Genomic DNA, 18,994 nt, shown 5'->3' with positions numbered 1-18,994 from the left:
ACGAGAACACGCCCTCCGAAGCCGACCCGGACGGGGAGAGCACCGAAGCGGGCGAGGAGCTGACGCCGGAGAAGGTTCGGTCCGACCTCGACTCGATTAAGCCCGACGCCACCTCGGAGCCGGCCAGCGACGAGAACACGCCCTCCGAAGCCGACCCGGACGGGGAGAGCACCGAAGCGGGCGAGGAGCTGACGCCGGAGAAGGTTCGGTCCGACCTCGACTCGATCAAGCCCGACGCCACCCCGACCCCGGAGGACACGAACCCCGACCAGACGGCGCCTGAGCGCCCGGAAGCGGCTGCACCCCAGCCCTCCGCGCCAGCAGAAGACAGCGAGCAGCCGGCGGACGCTCCCGCCGCCGCGGACGCTCCTGCCGCGGACGCTCCCGCCGCCGCGGACGCTCCTGCCGCGGACGCTTCCCCCGCCGCGGACGCTCCTGCCGCGGACGCTCCCGCCGCCGCGGACGCTCCTGCCGCGGACGCTTCCCCCGCCGCGGACGCTCCCGCCGCCGCCCAGCCCGCGGACCCCGACAACAGCGGCACCGGCCCGGCCCAGGGACAGGAGCCTTCCGCGGCAGCTCCGCACGAGTTCGCCACCGACGGAGAGTGGCGCGACGCCATCAAGCCGCTCGGCGACATCGAGCTGGAGGTGTACAGCTCGGTCCGGCGGGCCTGGCCCGGCCGAGGCGAAGTGCCCGCGGCCGCCGATCAGCTCCACGACGCCGTCATGCGGGCGATCGCTGCGCAGGAGGCCAACGACTTCGACGACGCCGCGGCGTACCTGCGCAACGCCGACGAGCATGCGGCCCGTCTGCGCGCATCCATGAACGCGGCGCAGCACGGCCACCTGGATGCGCCGCTGGCCCGGTTCACGTCGGCGGTCCAGGAGTATCTGCGCTCCCACGACGCCACGACGATCCGCCGGCAGAGCTGGCGGGAGGAGGAGCGGGAGATCGAGAGGCGGGGCTCAGCGCAGCCTCGCGAACAGAGCACCCGGCCCCAGGCGCCCGCCTCGGACGGAAATGGGGGGACCAGTCCGGCACCGGGCACGAACGACAGCACGTCGCCTGAGAACACGCCAGCGACATCCCCCGGCAACGCCGGCACCGAAGAGAGCGAGGAGCCCTCCAGCGAGCAGCCGGCCAGCGAGCTGGCCGGAGACGCGGCTTCCTCCGAGTCCGGGCAGAGCGAGGACTTCCGTGACCCGGTCGACCCCAGGTCGGCGTGGAAGGGGCCCACTGAGAACCGTCAGGTGGTGGGTGAACACGAGGGCCAGCCGGTGGAGATCGGCGAGAGCTACCTGGTTCCGTCCTCCTACCGCCTCGGACGGGAAGAGGTTCGGCGCGCTGTCTACCTGAACGGCCAGCGGACAGGTTCGCTTCTTCTCCAAGGGGACGATGATGCAGCTGGGTGGCGCGCGGACCATGACCTCCACGGCAAGATCGGCAACTGGAGCCAGACGCTTCCCGTAGAGGCCGCTGCACTCCTGGTCGCGCAGGTCGACAGCGAGCCCGTGTTCAGCTTCCCCGGGAACGGGCGCGATGCCGATCGAGGTCGGACATGGGCAGGCGTCTGGGCAAAGCCTCTGCCCGCCGGCGTGCGCAACGTGTTCCTCGACCGCGTTCTTGAGGCCAACCGGGACGGGCTGCGCCTGATGGACCCGTTTGACTACGAGCGGTGGATTGTCACCGTTTCCACCCTTGACCCGCTGGCCCAGTACGACGAGAACACCCGGCGAGTGCTGGAGGAAGCACCGCTTGAGGCCCGTCAGTTCTTGGCTGGGCTGGCGGCAGACCTGCGCTCCTCCGTAGACGAGATCGGCGCCAAGCTGCGTGCCGACCTCCGCCCTGTGCTGGTGGAACACATCGCCACCCGCGAAGGCCGAAAGAAGGCCCACGAGCTGCGTAGGGAAATGCTCCAGGATCGTCTGGAGCAGGTGCGTGAGGCGGTGCGCGAGCGAATCGATCGCGCTCGCGCTGGTGCCGAGGAGCACGGACTGTCCGCCGACCAGGCCGAGGGCTATCTCAGCAGTGTGCTCGGCGGCGCAGGCGGCCCGGACCAGGTGTCGTACGGCGTCAGGGGCGACCACCCTGAGGCGTTCCGCCCTGTCGTGGCGGCCCTCTCGGATGCCGACGCCTATTGGGCGGCCTTCGCTGGTTGGGCGAACCAGGACGACTCCCGCAGCTGGAGCGGTCAGCACTGGGCGAACGGCCGTCGCCAGCAGTTGGGCGCACCGGCAGAACCGTCTGCAAACCCTGAAACCGGGGAAGGGGAGCTGATCATTGGTGAGGCCCCGCTACCCAAGGGCATGCGGTGGGTGAAGGGCGCTGACCTGCGCGCGGGCGACATCTACCACCCCATGACGCGCAACGATAACGGTGCATTTGACGGGATTGAACCTCCGGCACTCGTCGTCAACACCCACCGCTACGGTGTGGAAGGCAGGATCCGATCCGTCTCCCTGGATGCCGGCCGCGGGGCTGACAACACGCAGCCGGAGGACTGGGTCGTCCTGGTGGAGAAGCCCGAGGCGAACGTCCGCAAGCGAGCGAACAGCCGCAAGGCCAAGGACATCTTCCTCAACTGGAACACGCCGACGGATGACGAAGCGTACGAGCTGGGTGGCCCCGACCGTGTTGACGCCCTCCGGGCCCGCGCCGAACTGACCGAACTCAAGAGCGAGAAGCGCAGCCGCGGCAGCGTGTGGAGCGTCAGCGTCGACGGTGTCGAGATCGGCCAGATCAAGAACGGCTTCGACGACAAGATCCTCGAACACCACGCGGAAGGCCCCGATGGCTACCGCCGCACGTGGCACAGCCACGAGCTCGCAGTCGCTGGCCTTGTGGCCCACCACGAGGGCCGGGCTGACCGCGAGGAAGACCAGGAAGGCGAGCAGGAGGGTGACCGCGAGCGCTCCGGCCAGCCGGACAGGCGCCGGCGCCGGGACCGCGATGGCGGCGGCCGCGACCGGGAAGGAGGGGTCCCCGACGGCGGTGTGCCGAACGGCCGTCTGCCGCGTATGCCTGGTCAGGACCGCGACCGCGACCGCGACCGGGACCGGGACCGGGACCGCGATCGGGGCCGGAGGGGCGATACGTCTCCGGCCGCCGAGGCGCCCGACCAGCTCGACGCGCTCAGGAACCGATACCGCGCAGGCGAGGCGACAACGCCTCAAGGATCTGACGCCGCCCAGCACCAGGCGTTTCTCCGCGACCTCGCCAACAACGACACTCTCGCGCTGTCCCCTGGCGGGGGCCTGACCACCTGGTCCAGCGACGGGGGTCGAACCTGGGAGTTCGGCCACGCGAACAGCGGGCTGCACCTGGCCGGCTGGGGCGTCGCGGGAGACAGGATCGGGGGCCGTGAAGGGGCTCGCCAGCTTGCCGGCTCCTACGAGACCCTCCGGGATGCCGACGGGAACCCGATCGGCTGGTCCCAGTCCGAGCTCGACCCCACTGTGCTGCGGCAGTGGCGAGACGCCCACGGCACACCCTTGACGGACGCCGTTGAGGCAGCACGAGACCACGCCATCGCTGAACGTGCACGCCAGCGTCCGGACAGCAACCAGGACGAGCAGCGTCGCGACGAAGCGACACCGCCCACCGCACCGGCCCCGGCCGGCCAGAACGCGGGCGGTCCTGCCGAGACGAGCGGCACCCCCGGACCTGGCGGCAACGACGCGGAGAACCGTGCTCCTGCCCGAGGCGAGGACGGCGAAGACGCAACCACCAGCGAGAACGCCAGCGCCAGCTCTGCATCAGGCGGCAGCAAGGCCCCCTCCAACGGCGGAGCCCCGTCCGACGACCCGGACCTCGACGTGCGGCCCTTCTGGGACGAGTTCGACGACCCGTGGAACGTCATCTCCGATGAGAGCGCGGTGCGCCGTTTCGGCAGCCGTGAGCGCATGCAGGACCTCGCGTCCCGAGCAGTCGTTCCGGAACCGCGGCTCTCGTCCGTACACGGCGCCCAGGAGGTGTGGCTGAACGGCCGGCTGATCGGCAGGGTCAACGACATGCGGAGCTACGAGCGCGAGCGCTCGTACAGCCCCGAGGACGTCCCGTTCCAGTGGCAGGCCAAGCCGAACTACTTCCGTACCGGTGACGAGCCGTACTACCGCTCCCGAGAGGCGGCCATCGCCGAACTCGTCCTGCGTGCGCTCAAGGCCGGCGAGCCGGACCTGAGCACCGTCGACGAGGAGATGGCGTCCGATTTCAGCACCGGGCGAAGGGTCTCCTTCCCTAAGAACCTGGACGGCCAGGGCTTTACCGATGCCGAGCGGGAGCGCTTCAACGCCCTCGACGAGCTGCTGCGGGCGCACGGGGAGGGACGCACCGTCAGCGGCAACATCGCTGACGACCTGGCCACCGCCCACGACGAGCTCGTCTGGCTGGCCGGCCGGTACAAGACGTCGAACGACGACACCGCCAGCCCCAACTCCATGGTGCGGAGCATGGCCAAGCACCTTGACCGGCTTCGGCCGCAGGATCCGCGGGCCGCGCATCACCAGGAGGCCCGGGACCGTGCAGCGATTCAGGCGGTCAAGGATCTGGTGGCCGACGGCGCCGTCGAGCGCGCCGAGCAGCTGCCCGTGACGTCCCTGCACGACGGCGACGTCGTACAGATCGCGGGCGTGCGCCCGATGGGCAGCGCCATCACGAAGACGGGCTACCTCGTCGGCGAGCCGAAGAGGGTGACGCTGCGCCGCAACGGGGAGAAGATCCGCGCCTACCAGGTCACCATCGGCCAGACCCCGTGGCGAGGGCGCGGGTACTCCGAGAAGCTCAACGTCTCCCCCGATACGACCGGTCTGCTCATCGCCCAGGCCGCCGACGTCCACCCGCGCGAGGACGAGCAGAACTACGGCCTCGGTGTCGGTGAGCAGGGCCCCGAGTGGACCTACGACCCGGAGAAGGACGGCGTGGACCACGCTGGCCGCGCCCAGCTCGACGCCCGGGCAGCGAACACGGCCCCCCGTTCCAACCAGTCCACCAGCACCTCGCCGGACGGCGCGCAGAGGACGGAGGAACCGCAGAACTCCGCGACTCCCCAGTCCCAGACCGAACCGGGCGAGCCCGAAGCCGAAGAGCAAGAGCCAAACCGGCCGGAGCCCGCCCCGGAGCCGCGCCGCAGCAAGGAGGAGCAGCCGACGAACGGCGAGCCGGAGCCGGACCCGGACCCGGCCCCCGAGCCGGTGGGCGGCCGCCGCGCCGAATGGGTGAAGGTCTCCGACCTGGCGCTCGGTGACCTTGTGCGCATCGACGGCATCACCAAGCAGCGGGGAACCGCTCGCACCCTGGCCGGATTCGTCGTCGACGGCCCCAAGGAGGTGCCCACCGAGAAGGGCCGTCGCGTCCAGAACATGCTGCGGGTGCTGATCGCCGATACCCCTGACGGCCGCGGAGGCGCCCGCCAGTCGATCTGGGTCCCCAAGGACGCCACCGCCGCCCGCGCGACCGACGACGAAGCTGATGCCCCGGACGGCACGCCGGCCACCGGCGCCGACTCCGACGTTCTCACCGGCCGCATCGCCGACCGCGTCCCCACCGACGAGTCCGGACGCGGTCTCTTCCCCGGCTCGATCGTGACCGACAGCCGGGGGAAGGAAGGCACCGTCACCGGCGCCACCGACAGCACGGTCTCCGTCCGATGGGGCGACGACCGTGACGACGAGGACATGACCCCCTCGGCGCTCGCCCTCACCGACGGAGGAGCAGCCCGTCCCTCCGGCTGGACCGAAGACGGCCACCGCGTACGGCCCGATAACGCCGTCACCGACCGCACCGGGGCCTTCCTGGGCACCGTGGAGGAGGTCGACGGCGACACCGCGACCGTCGCCACCCCCGACGGCATGCGCGACACTCCGATCGCCGACCTGCGGGTCGCCGGCGGAGTGGCCGATGCCCCTCAGCCCCCGGCGCCGGCAGCCCGGCTGGAGCGCGTCCCTGCCACCGACCTGAACGAGGGCGACACCATCCTCGTGGACGACGGTGTCAACGGACTCACCCCTGCTGCGGTGACACAGAAGGAACAGGTCAGCGACACCCACGTCCGCATCACCGCGACCGACCCCGCCACCGGCCGCCAGCACACCCTGAACGGGTCACCCACCTCCCCCTACACCCGAGTCGCGGGAGAGAACGGCGCCGTCCCGGCGAACGGCACCGTCGACACCCAGGACACCGACGAACTGATCAGCCACGAACCGGCGCCGTCCGTCACCCCGGTCGTCGGCCCCACCGTCGACCCGCAGCTGGCGCCCGAGGAACGCGACGCGGTCGACGGACTCGGCGAAGGGCCGCTCGACGACCCCGACACCCAGCAGGGAGCCGCCCGCGTCGCTGCCGGCCTGCCGCTCACCCCCAGCCAGGCCACCTCGCTCGCCGGAACCCTCCGCGAGCACGCCAATCCCGCCACCCCGGAGGGCCGGGCCGCACACCGAGCCGCAGACCGCCTCGACACCGCCGCCGGCCAGGCGCCGGAAGCCGCTGCCGCTGCCGCACCCGAGCCCGGCACGATCGGCACCGTCGGCGTCGGCGACCACATCACCGTCCCCGACGAGTTCGACCCCGACAAGGTCGCCTCCTACAAGGTCATCGCCATCGCCGAACAGCCCCACGGCATGCGCTACATGACCCTGGAGGATGGCGACGGGCTCCGGACCCGGCGCACCCTCGCCGCTTCCGACCCGCTGTGGCACGTTCCCGACCCGGCCACCCCGGCGCCGGCCCCCGACGAGGAACAGCGCGATCCCAACCCGGCACCGGCCCCGGCCCGCATCACCAGCGACTACCGCGACTCCGTCGTCCGCGCCGTCATCGACGCCGCTCTGGAGGGCGCCAACGAGCCCGGCAGCATCCACAAGCTGCGCCAGGACGTCGCCGAACGCCTCACCCCGCAGGCACTCACGCAGCCGATGAAGCGTGCCCGCGAGGACGCCAAGCAGGCTGTCGACAGCGCCGGCATCACCGGCGACGAGCGAGCCGCGCTGCTGCGCAGCCTCCGCCCGGAAGCCGCCCGGGCCCGCCAGGGCGCCATCAAGGCCGTCCTGCGCACGCTCAACGACCTGGAGCCCCTGGACGGTGAAAGCGAGCAGGACACCGCCCGGCGCGCCGCCGACCTGCTCCGCCTCATCCCGGCCGCCCTGCGCGACCAGTACTTCCAGCCGGAGGCCGACACCGACACCAACCCCGAGATCGACACCGCGGTCACCGCCCACGTCGACAGTGCCCTCGGCGAAGCCCTGGGGCAGGCGGCCAACGGCCAGCCCCTCACCGAGGAGCGCCGCGCGCGGATCGTCGCCCAGCTCGCCGAGCAGATGGCCGAGAACCGGGACGAGACCGCGCAGCGGATCGCCGCCACCCTGCCGCCCGGGCAGCGGGCCGGCGTCCTGCCGCACATCATCGCCGCCCTCGTCTTCATCGCCCGGAAGATCGCCGCGATCGTGGCCGCCTTCCTGCGCGGAATCGCGCGGGCCTGGCGCGCCAGCCGGGAGGCCCTGGCCAAGCTGAGGGAGAAGACCGCCCAGTTCCACCGCCGCCTCGCCGACCGGGTCCGCTCCTGGCCGGAGAACCGGCGTCTGCGCCGCCTGGCCGCGAACGCCCTCCCGCAGCCCGACGCCGATGCCGACCTCGCTGACCGCCTCGCCCACTGGACGCGACTCCTGCCCGCGCCCGGCCGCTTTGGGCAGGTCTCACGCCGGGCCCGCAGGTACCTGCCCGCCCGCCGGGCGACCCTCGAAGCCGGACAGCTCCCGCAGATCCAGGACGGCCTGCGCTGGACCGCGGACCGTACCGCCGACCGCGGCCCCGGCCGCGAGGCCCTGCGGCACCTGGCCGCCCTGCGGGCCGCCGGCGCGGATGTCGACGGCGAGCTGACCGCCCGCCTCGCAGCTGCCCACCCGGAGCTCGGCACCAACCCGCACAACGCCGTCCGGGACGCGATGGACTACGCCGCCATCGCCGAGCGGCGCCTGCGCGACCTCACCGCGGCCACCGCCGCCGGTGCCGACACCGACGGCGAGCTCGACGCCGCCCGTGTCGAAGCCATGGGGGCGCGCCGCGACGCCGCACGACTTCGTGACCTGTACGCCGCCGCCCTGCCCGGCGCGGTCCACGACGTCCTGTCGCAGGTCCGGGAGATGGGCCCCGGCGGTGTCTCCGCGCTCGTCGTCACCGACGACAGCGACCGGGACGCCGCGCGGGTCCTCACGGACATCCAGCAGTTCATCCCCCGGGACTGGCTCACGCCCGCGAACAGCCGCATGATCACCGCCCGGGACGGTCAGGCCGGCGGGTACGACGCGCACAGCCGGACGGCGACGATCGCCGACCTCGGCGACGACGGACGCGCGACCGCCATCCACGCGCTGCTGACCCACCTCCAGCGCGGCAACCCCGACGTCCAGGCCGCCCAGGAGATCTACCACTTCACCCGGACCCACCGGGGCCGGGTCGGAGCCCGCCGGTCGGCGATCGACACGCTCCTCGCCCGGCTCTTCCGGGACCAGGCGAGCACCGGCAACTCCGACGCCCTCGTGGCGCAGGGTGCCGCGACGATGTTCTCCGGCGAGTGGTACCTCTCGGACGACCTGCGGGCCTTCCTCCTTGGCCTGCTCGCCACGAGGTAGGAGAAGCGCATGAGGGTGACGGGCACGTTCGAGGACGGGGCGGCCTACGAGGTAGAGATCACCGGCCGGTCGGACCGGCCGGTGATCGGCTCCCACCGCATCGCGGCCCTCGTGGAGCAGCGCACCGGCACCCCCATGGTGATGGCGGTGCTCGGCCCGATCCGTGGCCTGGACCCGGCAGACGAGGAGGCCGTGCTCGCGCTGCTGCGTCAGGAGACGTACGTCGTGGAGACGTCGAGCAGTCGAACCGCCCCCGGCACCTGAGGAACCCGGACGGGACACAAGGGCCGTCAGCCCTTCAACCTCCCGGCGTGGACTACGCATACGCAGTGAAGGCCCTGCCCCAGGAAGGCAGCGAGGCACCCGAGCCGGATGCCGGGCAGCCCCCGGCGCCCGCGCCGCAGGAGCGCACGGACGACAGCCGGCCGTGGGCCGGGGACCCTTACGACGAGGGCGACGAGACCGACCCGACCACGGCGATGTTCGGGTTCGGGGGCCAGAACGGCGAGGAAGCCTGGCTCGACAAGGCGCCGGACGGCACCCTCACCGGCTGGGTCCGGGACGGCACCGGCCAGGTGTGGCGGTACGCGGACCCCGACGCCTGGGCGATCGACGTCGACGACGCGGGCATGACCCAGACCCATGGCCCCGACGGCGCGACCGCGCCGCCCGCGCCCGGCGGCGACGAAGAGCAGGCCCCCGGCCCGTCCGACCCGGCCGCGGCTCCGGCTGACGAGGCCGACCCGTTCGCGATGGAGGTCACCGCCGCAGACGAGACGCCGACGCCTGCGGACGGCGAGGACCCCGCCGCCGAGCAGGAGGAGGGCCTGGAGGACGAGGAAGACGAGGACGACGAGGAGGAGGGCGGCGGGGCGAAGAAGCCGTGGGACTGACGAGCAGCGCGCGACGGTAGCCCCCGGCCGGGGGCACGGTGCGGCGATCACACCGCCGCCAGGAGGAAAACGCCGTGCCGAGCCCCCCGCCACCCCGCCACCCGCTACTGCCGCGCGGCGCCGTCCGCGCCATCTTCGCCGTCACCGGCGTCGTCGACGACGTTCAGGACCTCATCCTGCCCGGCGCCTTCACCCGCACCCTGCGAACCCGCAAGGTCAAGAGCGTCTGGCACCACGAGTGGAAGGACCCGATCGGCCGCGTCCTCACCATCGAGGAGTGGATGCCCGGCGATCCGCGGTTCGCGACGATCCCCGGCGGCGCCGCCTGGCCCCGAGAAGCCGGCGCGCTCGTCGCCATCGTGAAGTTCAACCTCCGAACCTCCCGCGGCCGCGACGCCTACGAGCAGGTGCGCGAGTGGCACGACGCCAACGAAGCCCAGTTCTCCATCGGCTACAAGGTCCCGCCCGGCGGGGCGTCCAAGCGCCACGACGGCGTCCGGATCATCCACGACCTCGACCTGTACGAGGTCAGCCCCGTCCTCCACGGCGCACACCCCCTCACCCGCAGCATCGAGGTGAAGTCCAGCCGCGCTGGCGACCTGGAGCACAAGGCCACCTGGTCCTCCATCGAACTGGAACAGAAGGCCGCCGAGACCCAGACCGGCCGCGGCGTGATGATCGCCCTGTACCCGCCGCTGGACGTCGCCGAGCAGATCGCCCAGCCCGACGGCACCCCGGCCGAAGAGCTGCACATCACCCTCGCCTACCTCGGCGACGCCGCCGAACTCGGCGACGCCGCCGAAGACCTGCGCGCCATCGTCACCGACGCGGTGCGCGCCGCGACCCCGCTCAAGGGCACCATCGGCGGCATCGGGACCTTCCCCGACACCGGCGAAGGCGCCCCGACGTGGGTGCCCGTGGACGTGCCGGGCCTCACCGAACTCCGCCAGGCCATCGCCACCGCCCTGGCCACCTCCCCGTACGCCGAGGTCGTCCGGACGAACCACGGCTTCACGCCGCACCTCACCCTCGGCTACGACATGCCCCCCACCGAACCGGTGCCGGCCACCCCCGTCACCTTCAACCAGGTCCACGTCGTCTTCGGCGCCGACCGCACCGCCGTACCGCTCACCGGCCCCGCCACCGCCGCGCCCCCGCCGCCCGTCGAGACCAAGACCGCGCGCACCGCCGTCCTGGAGGCCAAGGCCGCAGCCGCCCTGCGCCCCGTCGCCCCGGCCCATGCCGCCGTCCTCGAAGCCAAGTCCGCACACCACCCGGAGACCGCCATGAGCGCACCCATGCCCTACTCCTTCGAGCAGCTGCGCGCCCGGCTTGGTGACGCGGCCCGCACCCTGCTCGACGACGGCGGCAGCGACGGCTGCTACGTCATGGTCGAGGCGACCTATCCCGACCGCGTCATCGTCTCCCACCACCAGGACAGCGAGACGAGGACGTACGCCATCCCGTACACCGCCGCCGGCCGGGACATCGACCTCGGCACCCCTCAGCCCGTCGAGCTCGCCACCATCGCCCTGCCCGCCCAGGGGCCCGAGAGGACCGCCCGCGGCGACGAGGAGACCGAGGCCCGGTACCTCCGTCCCGCCGCCGACGCCATCGAGGACGCCACCGTCTCCCTCCTCATGGCCGACGCCCCGGCCCGGACCATCGAACAGCTCCGGCCCGGCGTGGAGAAGCTCGTCCGCGCGATGTCGGAGAAGGGAGTCCCCGTCCGGCCCGACCCCCGAGACGGCTCTACCCCCAGCCCGAATCCGTTCAAGCTCGACCTGTGGGAGGAGGAGTACGACGTCACCGACGGCTGGGGCGACGACGAGGAGGACGCGGACGAGGAAGAGACGAGCGAGGCCCCACAGCCGGCCGCCAGCAGCACCGCGGACACGCCGCCCCCGACCGAGGACGACGACCAGGTCGTCCTCGATCCCGCAGAGGTGAAGGCCGCCCTCGCCTCACTGGCCTACCCCTCCTGACCTGCCCAACTACGTGCTCCCGGCCCCGTGAAGTCCGCAGGAGCCGGGAGCACGCGACGTTAACCACTTCCGTCCTTTCCAATGCGCCTCGCGTTGAGGCGTCCCGGTGCTGGCCGGGCGAGCGACGCACGCCATCGCCCAGCCCAGCACAGGGAGAAGACCCGCATCATGGCCACCGCCACCGCCGACAAGAGCTTCCTCAAGTCGCTCAAGACCCAGCTCGCGGAGAAGTCCGCCGAGGCCGAGCGCATCGCCGGAACCTTCAAGGAGGAAAACGGCGCCTTCGTCATCAGCACCGAGCAGAAGAGCGCCTACGTCAAGGCCGTCCGCGACGCCCAGGAGATCAAGGGCCTGATCGACGCCGCCTCCGGCGCCGCCGACATCGGCACCTACCTCGACGCCCCCGAGGGCGGGACGCCCGCGGCCGCGCAGCACTACGGCAGCCCGCAGCCGGACGCCGAGTTCAAGTCCCTCGGCGACATGTTCGTCGAGTCCGACGCCTACAAGCGGGCCGCGGCCGCCGAGTTCAAGGACCGGCCGTTCATCCGCGCGGAGATGGAGGGCAAGAGCATCTTCTCGCTCTCGGCCGGCACCCAGACCCACCAGGCCCTCGGCACCGGCCAGGAGCTCCCGCTCACCGAGCTCCGGCGCCGGAAGATGCACATCCGGGACCTCTTCCCGAAGGCCCGCACCAAGGCCGCGTTCCTGATGGGCGTCCGCGAGACCGGCTGGGTGAACAACGCCGCCCAGGTCAAGGAGCGGTACGCCGCCGACGGCGTCTCCCCGGCCACCGGTGCCGACAGCGACGTCTTCGGCCGGGCCCCGCGCTCGAAGCTCACCCTTGAGCCCGTGATGTACCCGGTCGCAGAGATTGCCCACCTGATCGACAGCCACAAGTCGATCTTGTCGGACGACTCGCGGCTCAAGTCCTTCATCAACGGCCGCATGATCGAAGGCGTCAAGTTCGCGGAGGACTACGACCTCCTCCACTCCGTCGGCGACGGCCAGAAGCTGACCGGCCTCTTCAACGTCCCGGGCGTCCAGCAGTACACCGGCGACGCCAAGGACAAGTACTCCGTCCAGATCCGACGGGCGATCACCAAGTCGCTGCTCGCGGAGTACGAGCCCACCGGCATCGTCCTCAGCCCGACCATGTGGGAGCACGTGGAGGTCGAGGAGGACGACACCGGCGCCTTCCGGGTCGCCCTCCAGGTCGCCGTCGGCGCGACCAAGCAGGTCTGGCGGATCAACGTCGTCGAGACCACCGCCATGCCGGACGGCAAGTACCTCCTCGGGGCCTTCGGCATGGGCGCCCAGCTCTACGACCGCGAGAACGTCTCGGTCACCGTCAGCTCCGAGAACTCGGACAACTTTGAGCGGGGCGTGATCACATTCCGAGCTGACGAAAGGCTGAGCCTCGAAGTACCGCGACCCGAGAGCTTCGTTCTCGGGACCTGGACCGCGCCGACCCCGTAACAGGGCGAAGGCCCCGCGCCTTCGACACGGATCACCCCAGCAGGGCCGGGCGCACCACGCCCGGCCCTGCGTCCGACCAGCAGAACGAGGACCCCTTGCCGGACACCACCAGCGGGCTCATCAACGACCTCGACGCCCTCGCCGCCGCGGCCCCGGTGCGCAAGGGCCCCCTGTGCACGCTCGCCCTGATCCTGGACGCCCTCGACGAGCCGGCCGCCGCCAAGCTCCGCGAAGTCCTCGACTCCCCGACCTCAGCCCCCCAGGTGGCCGACGCCCTCACCCGCAACGGCCACCCCGTCCAGGCCCCGGCCGTCGCACGGCACCGCCGACGCGGCACCAGCAGCGGATGCAGGTGCCCGCGATGAGCCTGGAAGACCACCTCGACGCCCTCCTGCGCCCCGCGGCCGACACGCAGGCCGAACCTCCCCAGACCGTCCGTCCCGCCGCCATGGCGCCCAAGGGGTGGGAGCCCGGCGTCCGCTACGAGGCCGGCGGCTCGATGCTCGTCACCGCCCCGGCCGCCGAAGCGCCCCCGCAGGACGAGACCGGCTGGCGCGAGCGCGTCGAAGCCCTCGGGCTCGCCGTCCCCGACGGCTACCGCGTCCGCCTCGTCGAAGCTCGGCACGACCCAGCCGCCTGGCACCGCGACGCCCAGGGCGAGGACGCCGTCACCCGCCCCGTGTGGCGCTGCCGCTACCTCATCGAGCCCGCCACCCCCGGCTGGGCCTCCACCGACGACCTCAACAGCCTGGTCCGCGACGCCATGCGCCGCCGCCGAAAGCAACGCCCCGCCCCCGAGACCGCGGCTCGCGCGCTCGGCGTCGTCTACGCCGACCCGCAGGCCGGCAAGGTCGGCCGCGACGGCGGCACGAAGGAACTCGTCGGCCGGATCGCCGACCGCTTCGACCGCCTCCAGGACCACCTCCGCGACCTCGGCAAGGTCGGCCGCGCCCCCGATGCCGCGTACTGGCTCGACGGCGGCGACTGCATCGAGGGATTCGAGAACGTCACCAGCCAGGCATACACCAACGACCTGACGCTGACGCAGATGGTCCGGATCCACCGCCGGCTCACCTTCGAGGGCCTGGACCGTCTCGCCGCCACCTTCCCCCGCGTCGTCGCCGCGACCGTCGGCTCGAACCACGCCCGCGTCCGGCGCGGCAAGGACCCGGTCGGACCGCCCGAGGACGACTGGGGCATCGAGGTCATGAGCCAGATCGCCGACGCCTACAGCCGGAACTCCGACGCCTACGGCCACGTCAGCTTCGTCACCCCCGAGCCCTGGCGCGACACGATCTCCCTCGACATGGCCGGCACCGTCGTCGGCCTCGCCCACGGCCACCAGTACCCCCGGCCCGAGAAGGCCGTGGACTGGTGGAGGGCCCAGACATTCGGCCGCCAGCCGATCGCCGACGCCCGCGTGCTCGTCACCGCGCACTACCACCACTTCCGCGCCCAGCAGCTCGGCAACGGCCGCCTGTGGCTCCAGGCCCCCACCCTCGACAACGGCAGCGACTGGTACGCGATGCGCTCCGGTGAGGTCTCCCAGCCCGGCCTCATGGTCTTCTCCGCCACCGCCGACGGCTGGGACGACCTCCGCATCCTCTGACCGCGAGGACGCGACCCAAGGCGTCGCGATCCTGCACCCTTCGCCCGCCACACCGACGAGAGAAGGGACCCCACCCACCATGGGCCTCTACACGGCAGACAACACCCGGATCACCCGGGCCGCGTTCCCCGCGACGAACACGACCGACCCGGAGATGACCGTCACCGCCGACGTCTACTCCACCAAGCCGTTCGACCTCGGCAGCCGACCGTTCGACAGCCGCGACAGCGTCCCGCAGGGCTCCATCCGCACCCTCCTGTTCAAGGCCGGGGCGATCGTGCGGAAGTCGCAGATCGACAAGCTCTTCCCCGCCGCCACCATCAAGACCGTCACCCCGGCCACGGGCCCGGCGGCCGGCGGCACGGTCGTCACCATCACCGGCACCAACCTCGACGGCATCGCGGACGTGAAGTTCGGCAGCACGACCGGCACCGCCCTCAAGATCCTCACCTCCGAGAAGATCCAGGTCACCAGCCCGGCAGGCGCGGCCGGGGCCGTGAGCATCGTCCTCAACGACGACGCCGGCGCCGTCACCAAGACCACCGCCTTCACCTACGCCTAACCCGCCCAACCGCACGACGTAAGCCGCTGCGGCCCGGCATAGTGCCGCAGCACCGCACCCGAGCATGGAGACGACCCACATGCCTACGCCCCGGACCCGCAAGACCACCGCCGACACCGACGCCGAGAACAAGGCCATCGCGCCCGAGGACACCACCGAGGAAACCGCCGAGGACAAGGCCGTCGCCGAGGCCCCCGAGACCAAGAGCCCGGCCCTCGACAGCCCGACCGCTCCCGAGGTCGCCCCGCTGGAGCCGCCGGCCGCGACGCCCCCGCCCGCCAAGGAGGAGATCCGCAACTCCCAGCAGATCCTCCCCGCCCACATCAGCAACGCCATCGTCGACGACGCGACCGGCCTCCCGCCGGCCGACCTCGACAACCTCTTCCAGCCCGTCGCCGTCCCGTACGGCTCCGGCCTGCGAGCCACCTGCCGCCTCGTGGAGCACGTCGGCATGGGCGCCTACAACACGCCCACCACCCGGCTCCTCATCCCCGCCGGCGCCGAGATCGCCCCCGCCGACGCGCAGCGCATCCTCGACCGCCTGCGCACCCAGGCCGACCAGAAGTAAGGGAGCAGTAGAGATGGCGGTGTACGACTACCGGCCGGTCTGGGCCGGGGCCCTGTGCGACCCGGCAACCGCAGGCGGCAGCGTCGACCGCATCGACCTGTACGCCGGGCCCGAGCGAACCGGCACACCTCTGGCCACCGCCGGGCCGGCCACCCGCCTCCGGGAGTCCGTCTACCGATTCGAGATCCCCGACTCGCTTCCCGACGGCCGGTACTGGTGCACCGTCACTCTCACCCCCGCGAAGAACCAGCTCACCGCCACCGACCGCGCCGTGCGTCTCGACCTGCCTCGCGGAGGCGACCTGATCGCCTCCGCCGAGCAGGTCGCCGACGCGCTGAACGTCCCCCTGCCGCTGACCGCGGTGCAGCGCGAGCGGTACTGGCAGAAAATCCGCGAGGCCCAGGCCGACGTCCTCGCCTACATCGGCCGCCCGCTCATCCCCACCCCCCGCCGGATCCTGTCCGCGATGCCGATGTTCGGCTACGCACTCGACGACCCGCAGGCGTGGCCGATCCAGCAGTACGACGACGTCGTCAGCGTCGTCTCCTACATCAGCAACGCCGACGGCACCTACGAGGTGCAGCTCCTGGTCGGCCTCGACGGCAGCACCGAGGAGCCCATCGTCCGGTACGTCGTCGCCCACGCCGCCGAGACGCTGCGCAACGACCCCTCCTCGGACGCCGACGGCACGAGGCGAGTCTCCTCCGTCTCCGCCGAAGGCCAGTCGATCTCGTACGACACCGCACCCACCCCGGGCCAGCCTGGAGCCCTGCCCACCCTCGACTCCCTCTCCGGCTACAAGCGCCAGGTCTACCGGCCGCTGAACACCGCCCCCACCGTCCCCTGGCCGTACGGCGGCGGGCGCCGCTACCGCCGCTGGTAGCCCGGAGCCGCCCCATGGCCGTCCTGCTTCCTGACCGCGACCTCACCGCCTACGTGCTGCCCCACCCATGGGCCCGAGACGCCCACGGCACTCCCGTCCCGCCGCCGCCAGGAACTCCGCCGACCCCGAGCGGCACCTGGCCGGGCGCAGCCGTCGAGCAGATCGACGGCTCGTGGACCCTGCGAGTCGACCCGCGGGCCTGGCCTCTGCGCGCCGGCGACGTCCTCGGCGACGGCACCCGCACCTGGACCGTCACCACCGCGCTCCTCAAGAAGGTCCCCGGCTACGGCGCCGCCGACTACATCGCCGTCGTCGCGACGCTCAACCCCCCGGAAACCCCCTGATGGCGAAGTTCCGAGCCGCCCCCGGCCTGGAGCAGCAGCTCGCCGTGATGATCGCCCCCCACGTCCACGAGATCGCGCGCGAGGTCGAGCGCGAGGCCAAACGGCTGGCCCCGCCCACGAAGAAGTGGGTCACGATCGCCGACGACCGCGTGCGCCCTACCCACGCGGCCGCGCACAACCAGGAGAAGCCCGCGAACCTCCGCTTCGAGATCAACTCGATGGACTGGGACCGCCGCCACCGCGGTGTCGGCCCCATCACCTACATGAAGGCGCCCCGCGACGAGTCCTCCCGGGCCGTGGCCAACATCAAGAACTGCCGGTGCACTGCCCGCACCATCCCCGACGGCATCGCACGCAACATCCGAACGCTGCCGCCCGTCATCACCGGCAGCACGGTCACCGCCAAGGTCGTCGCCAGCGGCGAGTTCGTCATCGAGGCCGAAGTCGGCACCGTCTACCCCGGCAACATCGAAGCGGCCGGTACCTACTTCATGGCCCGGGCCGCCGCAGCGGTCGCCGCCCGCCGCTGACGGACCCCGCGACACAAAGCCCCACCCTTCTGCACCCTGCGCGGCATGACCACGAACATCAAGAAGACCACGGCCGCCGCCAACGCCAGCGAGGAGCCGGCCGACGACGTCGTGCTCGTCGGCCCGCCGCTGCGCCCGGGCCAGACGGCCGAGAAGGTCACCTTCGCCCACCACCTCCGCGTCGGCGGGAAGGAGGTCCGGCCGGGCGACACCGCCCACGTCTCACCGGACTACGCCCGCCAGCTCCGAGGCAGCGGCTACCTCGCGCGCACCCGCGGCTGACCACGTGGACACCGCCTACTCGGTCGCCGACGCCGATCCGGTCGCCGTCGTCCTGTCCTGGCTCGCCAATCACCCCAAGGTGCATGAGGCGCTTGGCGGGCCCGGCCGTGTCTCCGGTATCCGCGAGGCCCCCTGGCCGCACCTACGCGTCACCTCCGGCCCCGGCGGCGACATGCGCGCGCTGGAGTGGACCACCGAGCCCGAGGTCACCCTGGAGGTCTACGGCGACCCCGGCGGCTGGCCCGGGCCGGCCGCTCTCCGTCGTATCGCCCTGATCGCCGCGCTCGCCGCGAAGGAACTTCCCGAGGCCGTAGCGGAGCCCGGCCAGCCGGTCGTCAGCTCCGTCCGCCCTTCGGGCGCACTCATCGACTCACCCCTCGCCGACGGGCAGCCCCGCCACATCTTCGGCCTGCTCGTGACCGTGCGGCCGCCCCTCACCCCTGCCTGACCCCGGGGCCCTGAGGACGCGACGTAAGCCCTGCCGGCTCTCCATCGTGGCCCGGCCCCAAGAACCCGGCCGCAAGGAGCAGCCCGCCCATGACCGTCGAGATCACCAACGCCACACAGCTCGTCACCCCCGCCCGAACCCGCGTCTGGCTCGCCACGGTCGGAACCGCGGCCCCTGCGGACGCCCTCGTCGCGATGCCCGCCGGCTGGTACAGCGTCGGTCTCACCACCCCCGACAGCCTCAAGTTCTCCGAGGAGCCCCAGTTCGAGGAGATCCGATCCGCACAGACCGACTTCCCCAGCCGCACCATCCAGACCTCGGACTCCGCCACCATCGAGGTCGACCTCCAGCAGTGGAGCGGCCGCAACTTCAAGGCCGTCTTCGGCGGAGGCAGCATCGTCGAGATCACCCCGGCCGGCGGCACCGGCACCCCCAAGCACTACAAGTTCACCCCGCCGCGCATCGGCGGCCGCAGTGAGGTCGCCGCCACCATCGAGGTCACCGACGGCGAGAAGGCGTACCGGTACGTCGTGCCCCGCGCCATGCAGATGGAGGGCGTCAGCACGGAGCTCCAGAAGGGCAAGGAGGCCGTCCTGCCGCTCAGGCTCGCCGTCCAGGGCGGCGACGACTCCGACCCCTGGTACCTGCTGACCAACGACCCGGCGTTCGCCGCGTCAGCCTGACAGGGGGCCGTGTCTCACATGTGAGACACGGCCCCCTGGAGCCCTGTCTGGCGTGTCTCACATGTGAGACACGCCAGACAGGGCTCTCCCGTCTCGGAGGTCTCTGC

At 72.1% G+C, this 18,994-nt stretch carries 15 protein-coding genes; all 15 read left to right on the top strand.

The genetic code is table 11. The annotated features are described in order from the left end of the window. Positions 1-647 precede the first annotated feature (647 nt). Positions 648-8,624, top strand: coding sequence for a hypothetical protein (locus ACFW6A_RS24860; RefSeq protein WP_386643033.1), 7,977 nt, complete (start codon positions 648-650; stop codon positions 8,622-8,624). Between the two features lie 9 nt (positions 8,625-8,633). Next, on the top strand, positions 8,634-8,888 hold the full coding sequence (locus ACFW6A_RS24855; protein ID WP_386643030.1) for a hypothetical protein: 255 nt from the start codon (positions 8,634-8,636) through the stop codon (positions 8,886-8,888). A gap of 47 nt (positions 8,889-8,935) precedes the next feature. Further along, positions 8,936-9,517 carry a hypothetical protein gene (locus ACFW6A_RS24850; protein WP_386643027.1) on the top strand — a complete coding sequence of 194 codons (582 nt, stop codon included), beginning with the start codon at positions 8,936-8,938 and terminating at the stop codon, positions 9,515-9,517. Between the two features lie 74 nt (positions 9,518-9,591). Further along, positions 9,592-11,502 (top strand): 2'-5' RNA ligase family protein, encoded by a 1,911-nt coding sequence (locus ACFW6A_RS24845; protein ID WP_386643024.1) that lies wholly within the window; start codon positions 9,592-9,594, stop codon positions 11,500-11,502. A 168-nt stretch (positions 11,503-11,670) separates the two neighbouring features. Next, positions 11,671-12,978, top strand: coding sequence for a phage major capsid protein (locus ACFW6A_RS24840; RefSeq protein ID WP_386643021.1), 1,308 nt, complete (start codon positions 11,671-11,673; stop codon positions 12,976-12,978). Between the two features lie 95 nt (positions 12,979-13,073). Continuing rightward, entirely contained in the window at positions 13,074-13,343 is a 270-nt protein-coding gene (locus tag ACFW6A_RS24835; RefSeq protein ID WP_386643018.1) for a hypothetical protein, read from the top strand. Then, entirely contained in the window at positions 13,340-14,587 is a 1,248-nt protein-coding gene (locus ACFW6A_RS24830) for a hypothetical protein (protein ID WP_386643015.1), read from the top strand. Before ACFW6A_RS24835 ends, ACFW6A_RS24830 begins: the two co-directional genes overlap by 4 nt. 79 nt (positions 14,588-14,666) lie before the next feature. Next, positions 14,667-15,149, top strand: a complete 483-nt coding sequence (locus ACFW6A_RS24825; RefSeq protein ID WP_386643012.1) for an IPT/TIG domain-containing protein — start codon at positions 14,667-14,669, stop codon at positions 15,147-15,149. Between the two features lie 79 nt (positions 15,150-15,228). Then, on the top strand, positions 15,229-15,717 hold the full coding sequence (locus ACFW6A_RS24820; RefSeq protein ID WP_386643009.1) for a hypothetical protein: 489 nt from the start codon (positions 15,229-15,231) through the stop codon (positions 15,715-15,717). Positions 15,718-15,730: 13 nt separating this feature from the next. Next, entirely contained in the window at positions 15,731-16,600 is an 870-nt protein-coding gene (locus ACFW6A_RS24815) for a hypothetical protein (protein ID WP_386643006.1), read from the top strand. Positions 16,601-16,614: 14 nt separating this feature from the next. Continuing rightward, entirely contained in the window at positions 16,615-16,944 is a 330-nt protein-coding gene (locus ACFW6A_RS24810; protein ID WP_386643003.1) for a hypothetical protein, read from the top strand. Then, positions 16,944-17,474: a hypothetical protein gene (locus tag ACFW6A_RS24805; RefSeq protein ID WP_386643000.1), complete on the top strand. Its 531-nt coding sequence runs from the start codon at positions 16,944-16,946 to the stop codon at positions 17,472-17,474. The genes ACFW6A_RS24810 and ACFW6A_RS24805 overlap by 1 nt, the downstream gene beginning before the upstream one ends. A gap of 45 nt (positions 17,475-17,519) precedes the next feature. Then, a complete protein-coding gene (locus ACFW6A_RS24800; RefSeq protein ID WP_386642997.1) occupies positions 17,520-17,756 on the top strand; it encodes a hypothetical protein in 237 nt (78 codons plus the stop codon). A 4-nt stretch (positions 17,757-17,760) separates the two neighbouring features. Further along, positions 17,761-18,204, top strand: coding sequence for a hypothetical protein (locus tag ACFW6A_RS24795; RefSeq protein ID WP_386642994.1), 444 nt, complete (start codon positions 17,761-17,763; stop codon positions 18,202-18,204). Positions 18,205-18,293: 89 nt separating this feature from the next. Further along, a complete protein-coding gene (locus ACFW6A_RS24790; protein ID WP_386642991.1) occupies positions 18,294-18,887 on the top strand; it encodes a hypothetical protein in 594 nt (197 codons plus the stop codon). Positions 18,888-18,994: the final 107 nt, after the last annotated feature.

The organism is Streptomyces sp. NPDC058758 (assembly GCF_042746075.1).
Classification (GTDB): domain Bacteria; phylum Actinomycetota; class Actinomycetes; order Streptomycetales; family Streptomycetaceae; genus Streptomyces.
The sequence above is the reverse complement of the archived record's forward strand: the minus strand, read 5'-3'. Positions and strand labels throughout refer to the sequence as shown.

Excerpts from the sequence above, each read along its gene's own strand:
- ACFW6A_RS24855 (WP_386643030.1), top strand. The coding sequence starts at position 8,634 with ATGAGGGTGACGGGCACGTTCGAGGACGGGGCGGCCTACGAGGTAGAG.
- ACFW6A_RS24840 (WP_386643021.1), top strand. The coding sequence starts at position 11,671 with ATGGCCACCGCCACCGCCGACAAGAGCTTCCTCAAGTCGCTCAAGACC.
- ACFW6A_RS24830 (WP_386643015.1), top strand. The coding sequence starts at position 13,340 with ATGAGCCTGGAAGACCACCTCGACGCCCTCCTGCGCCCCGCGGCCGAC.
- ACFW6A_RS24825 (WP_386643012.1), top strand. The coding sequence starts at position 14,667 with ATGGGCCTCTACACGGCAGACAACACCCGGATCACCCGGGCCGCGTTC.
- ACFW6A_RS24820 (WP_386643009.1), top strand. The coding sequence starts at position 15,229 with ATGCCTACGCCCCGGACCCGCAAGACCACCGCCGACACCGACGCCGAG.
- ACFW6A_RS24815 (WP_386643006.1), top strand. The coding sequence starts at position 15,731 with ATGGCGGTGTACGACTACCGGCCGGTCTGGGCCGGGGCCCTGTGCGAC.
- ACFW6A_RS24810 (WP_386643003.1), top strand. The coding sequence starts at position 16,615 with ATGGCCGTCCTGCTTCCTGACCGCGACCTCACCGCCTACGTGCTGCCC.
- ACFW6A_RS24805 (WP_386643000.1), top strand. The coding sequence starts at position 16,944 with ATGGCGAAGTTCCGAGCCGCCCCCGGCCTGGAGCAGCAGCTCGCCGTG.
- ACFW6A_RS24800 (WP_386642997.1), top strand. The coding sequence starts at position 17,520 with ATGACCACGAACATCAAGAAGACCACGGCCGCCGCCAACGCCAGCGAG.
- ACFW6A_RS24790 (WP_386642991.1), top strand. The coding sequence starts at position 18,294 with ATGACCGTCGAGATCACCAACGCCACACAGCTCGTCACCCCCGCCCGA.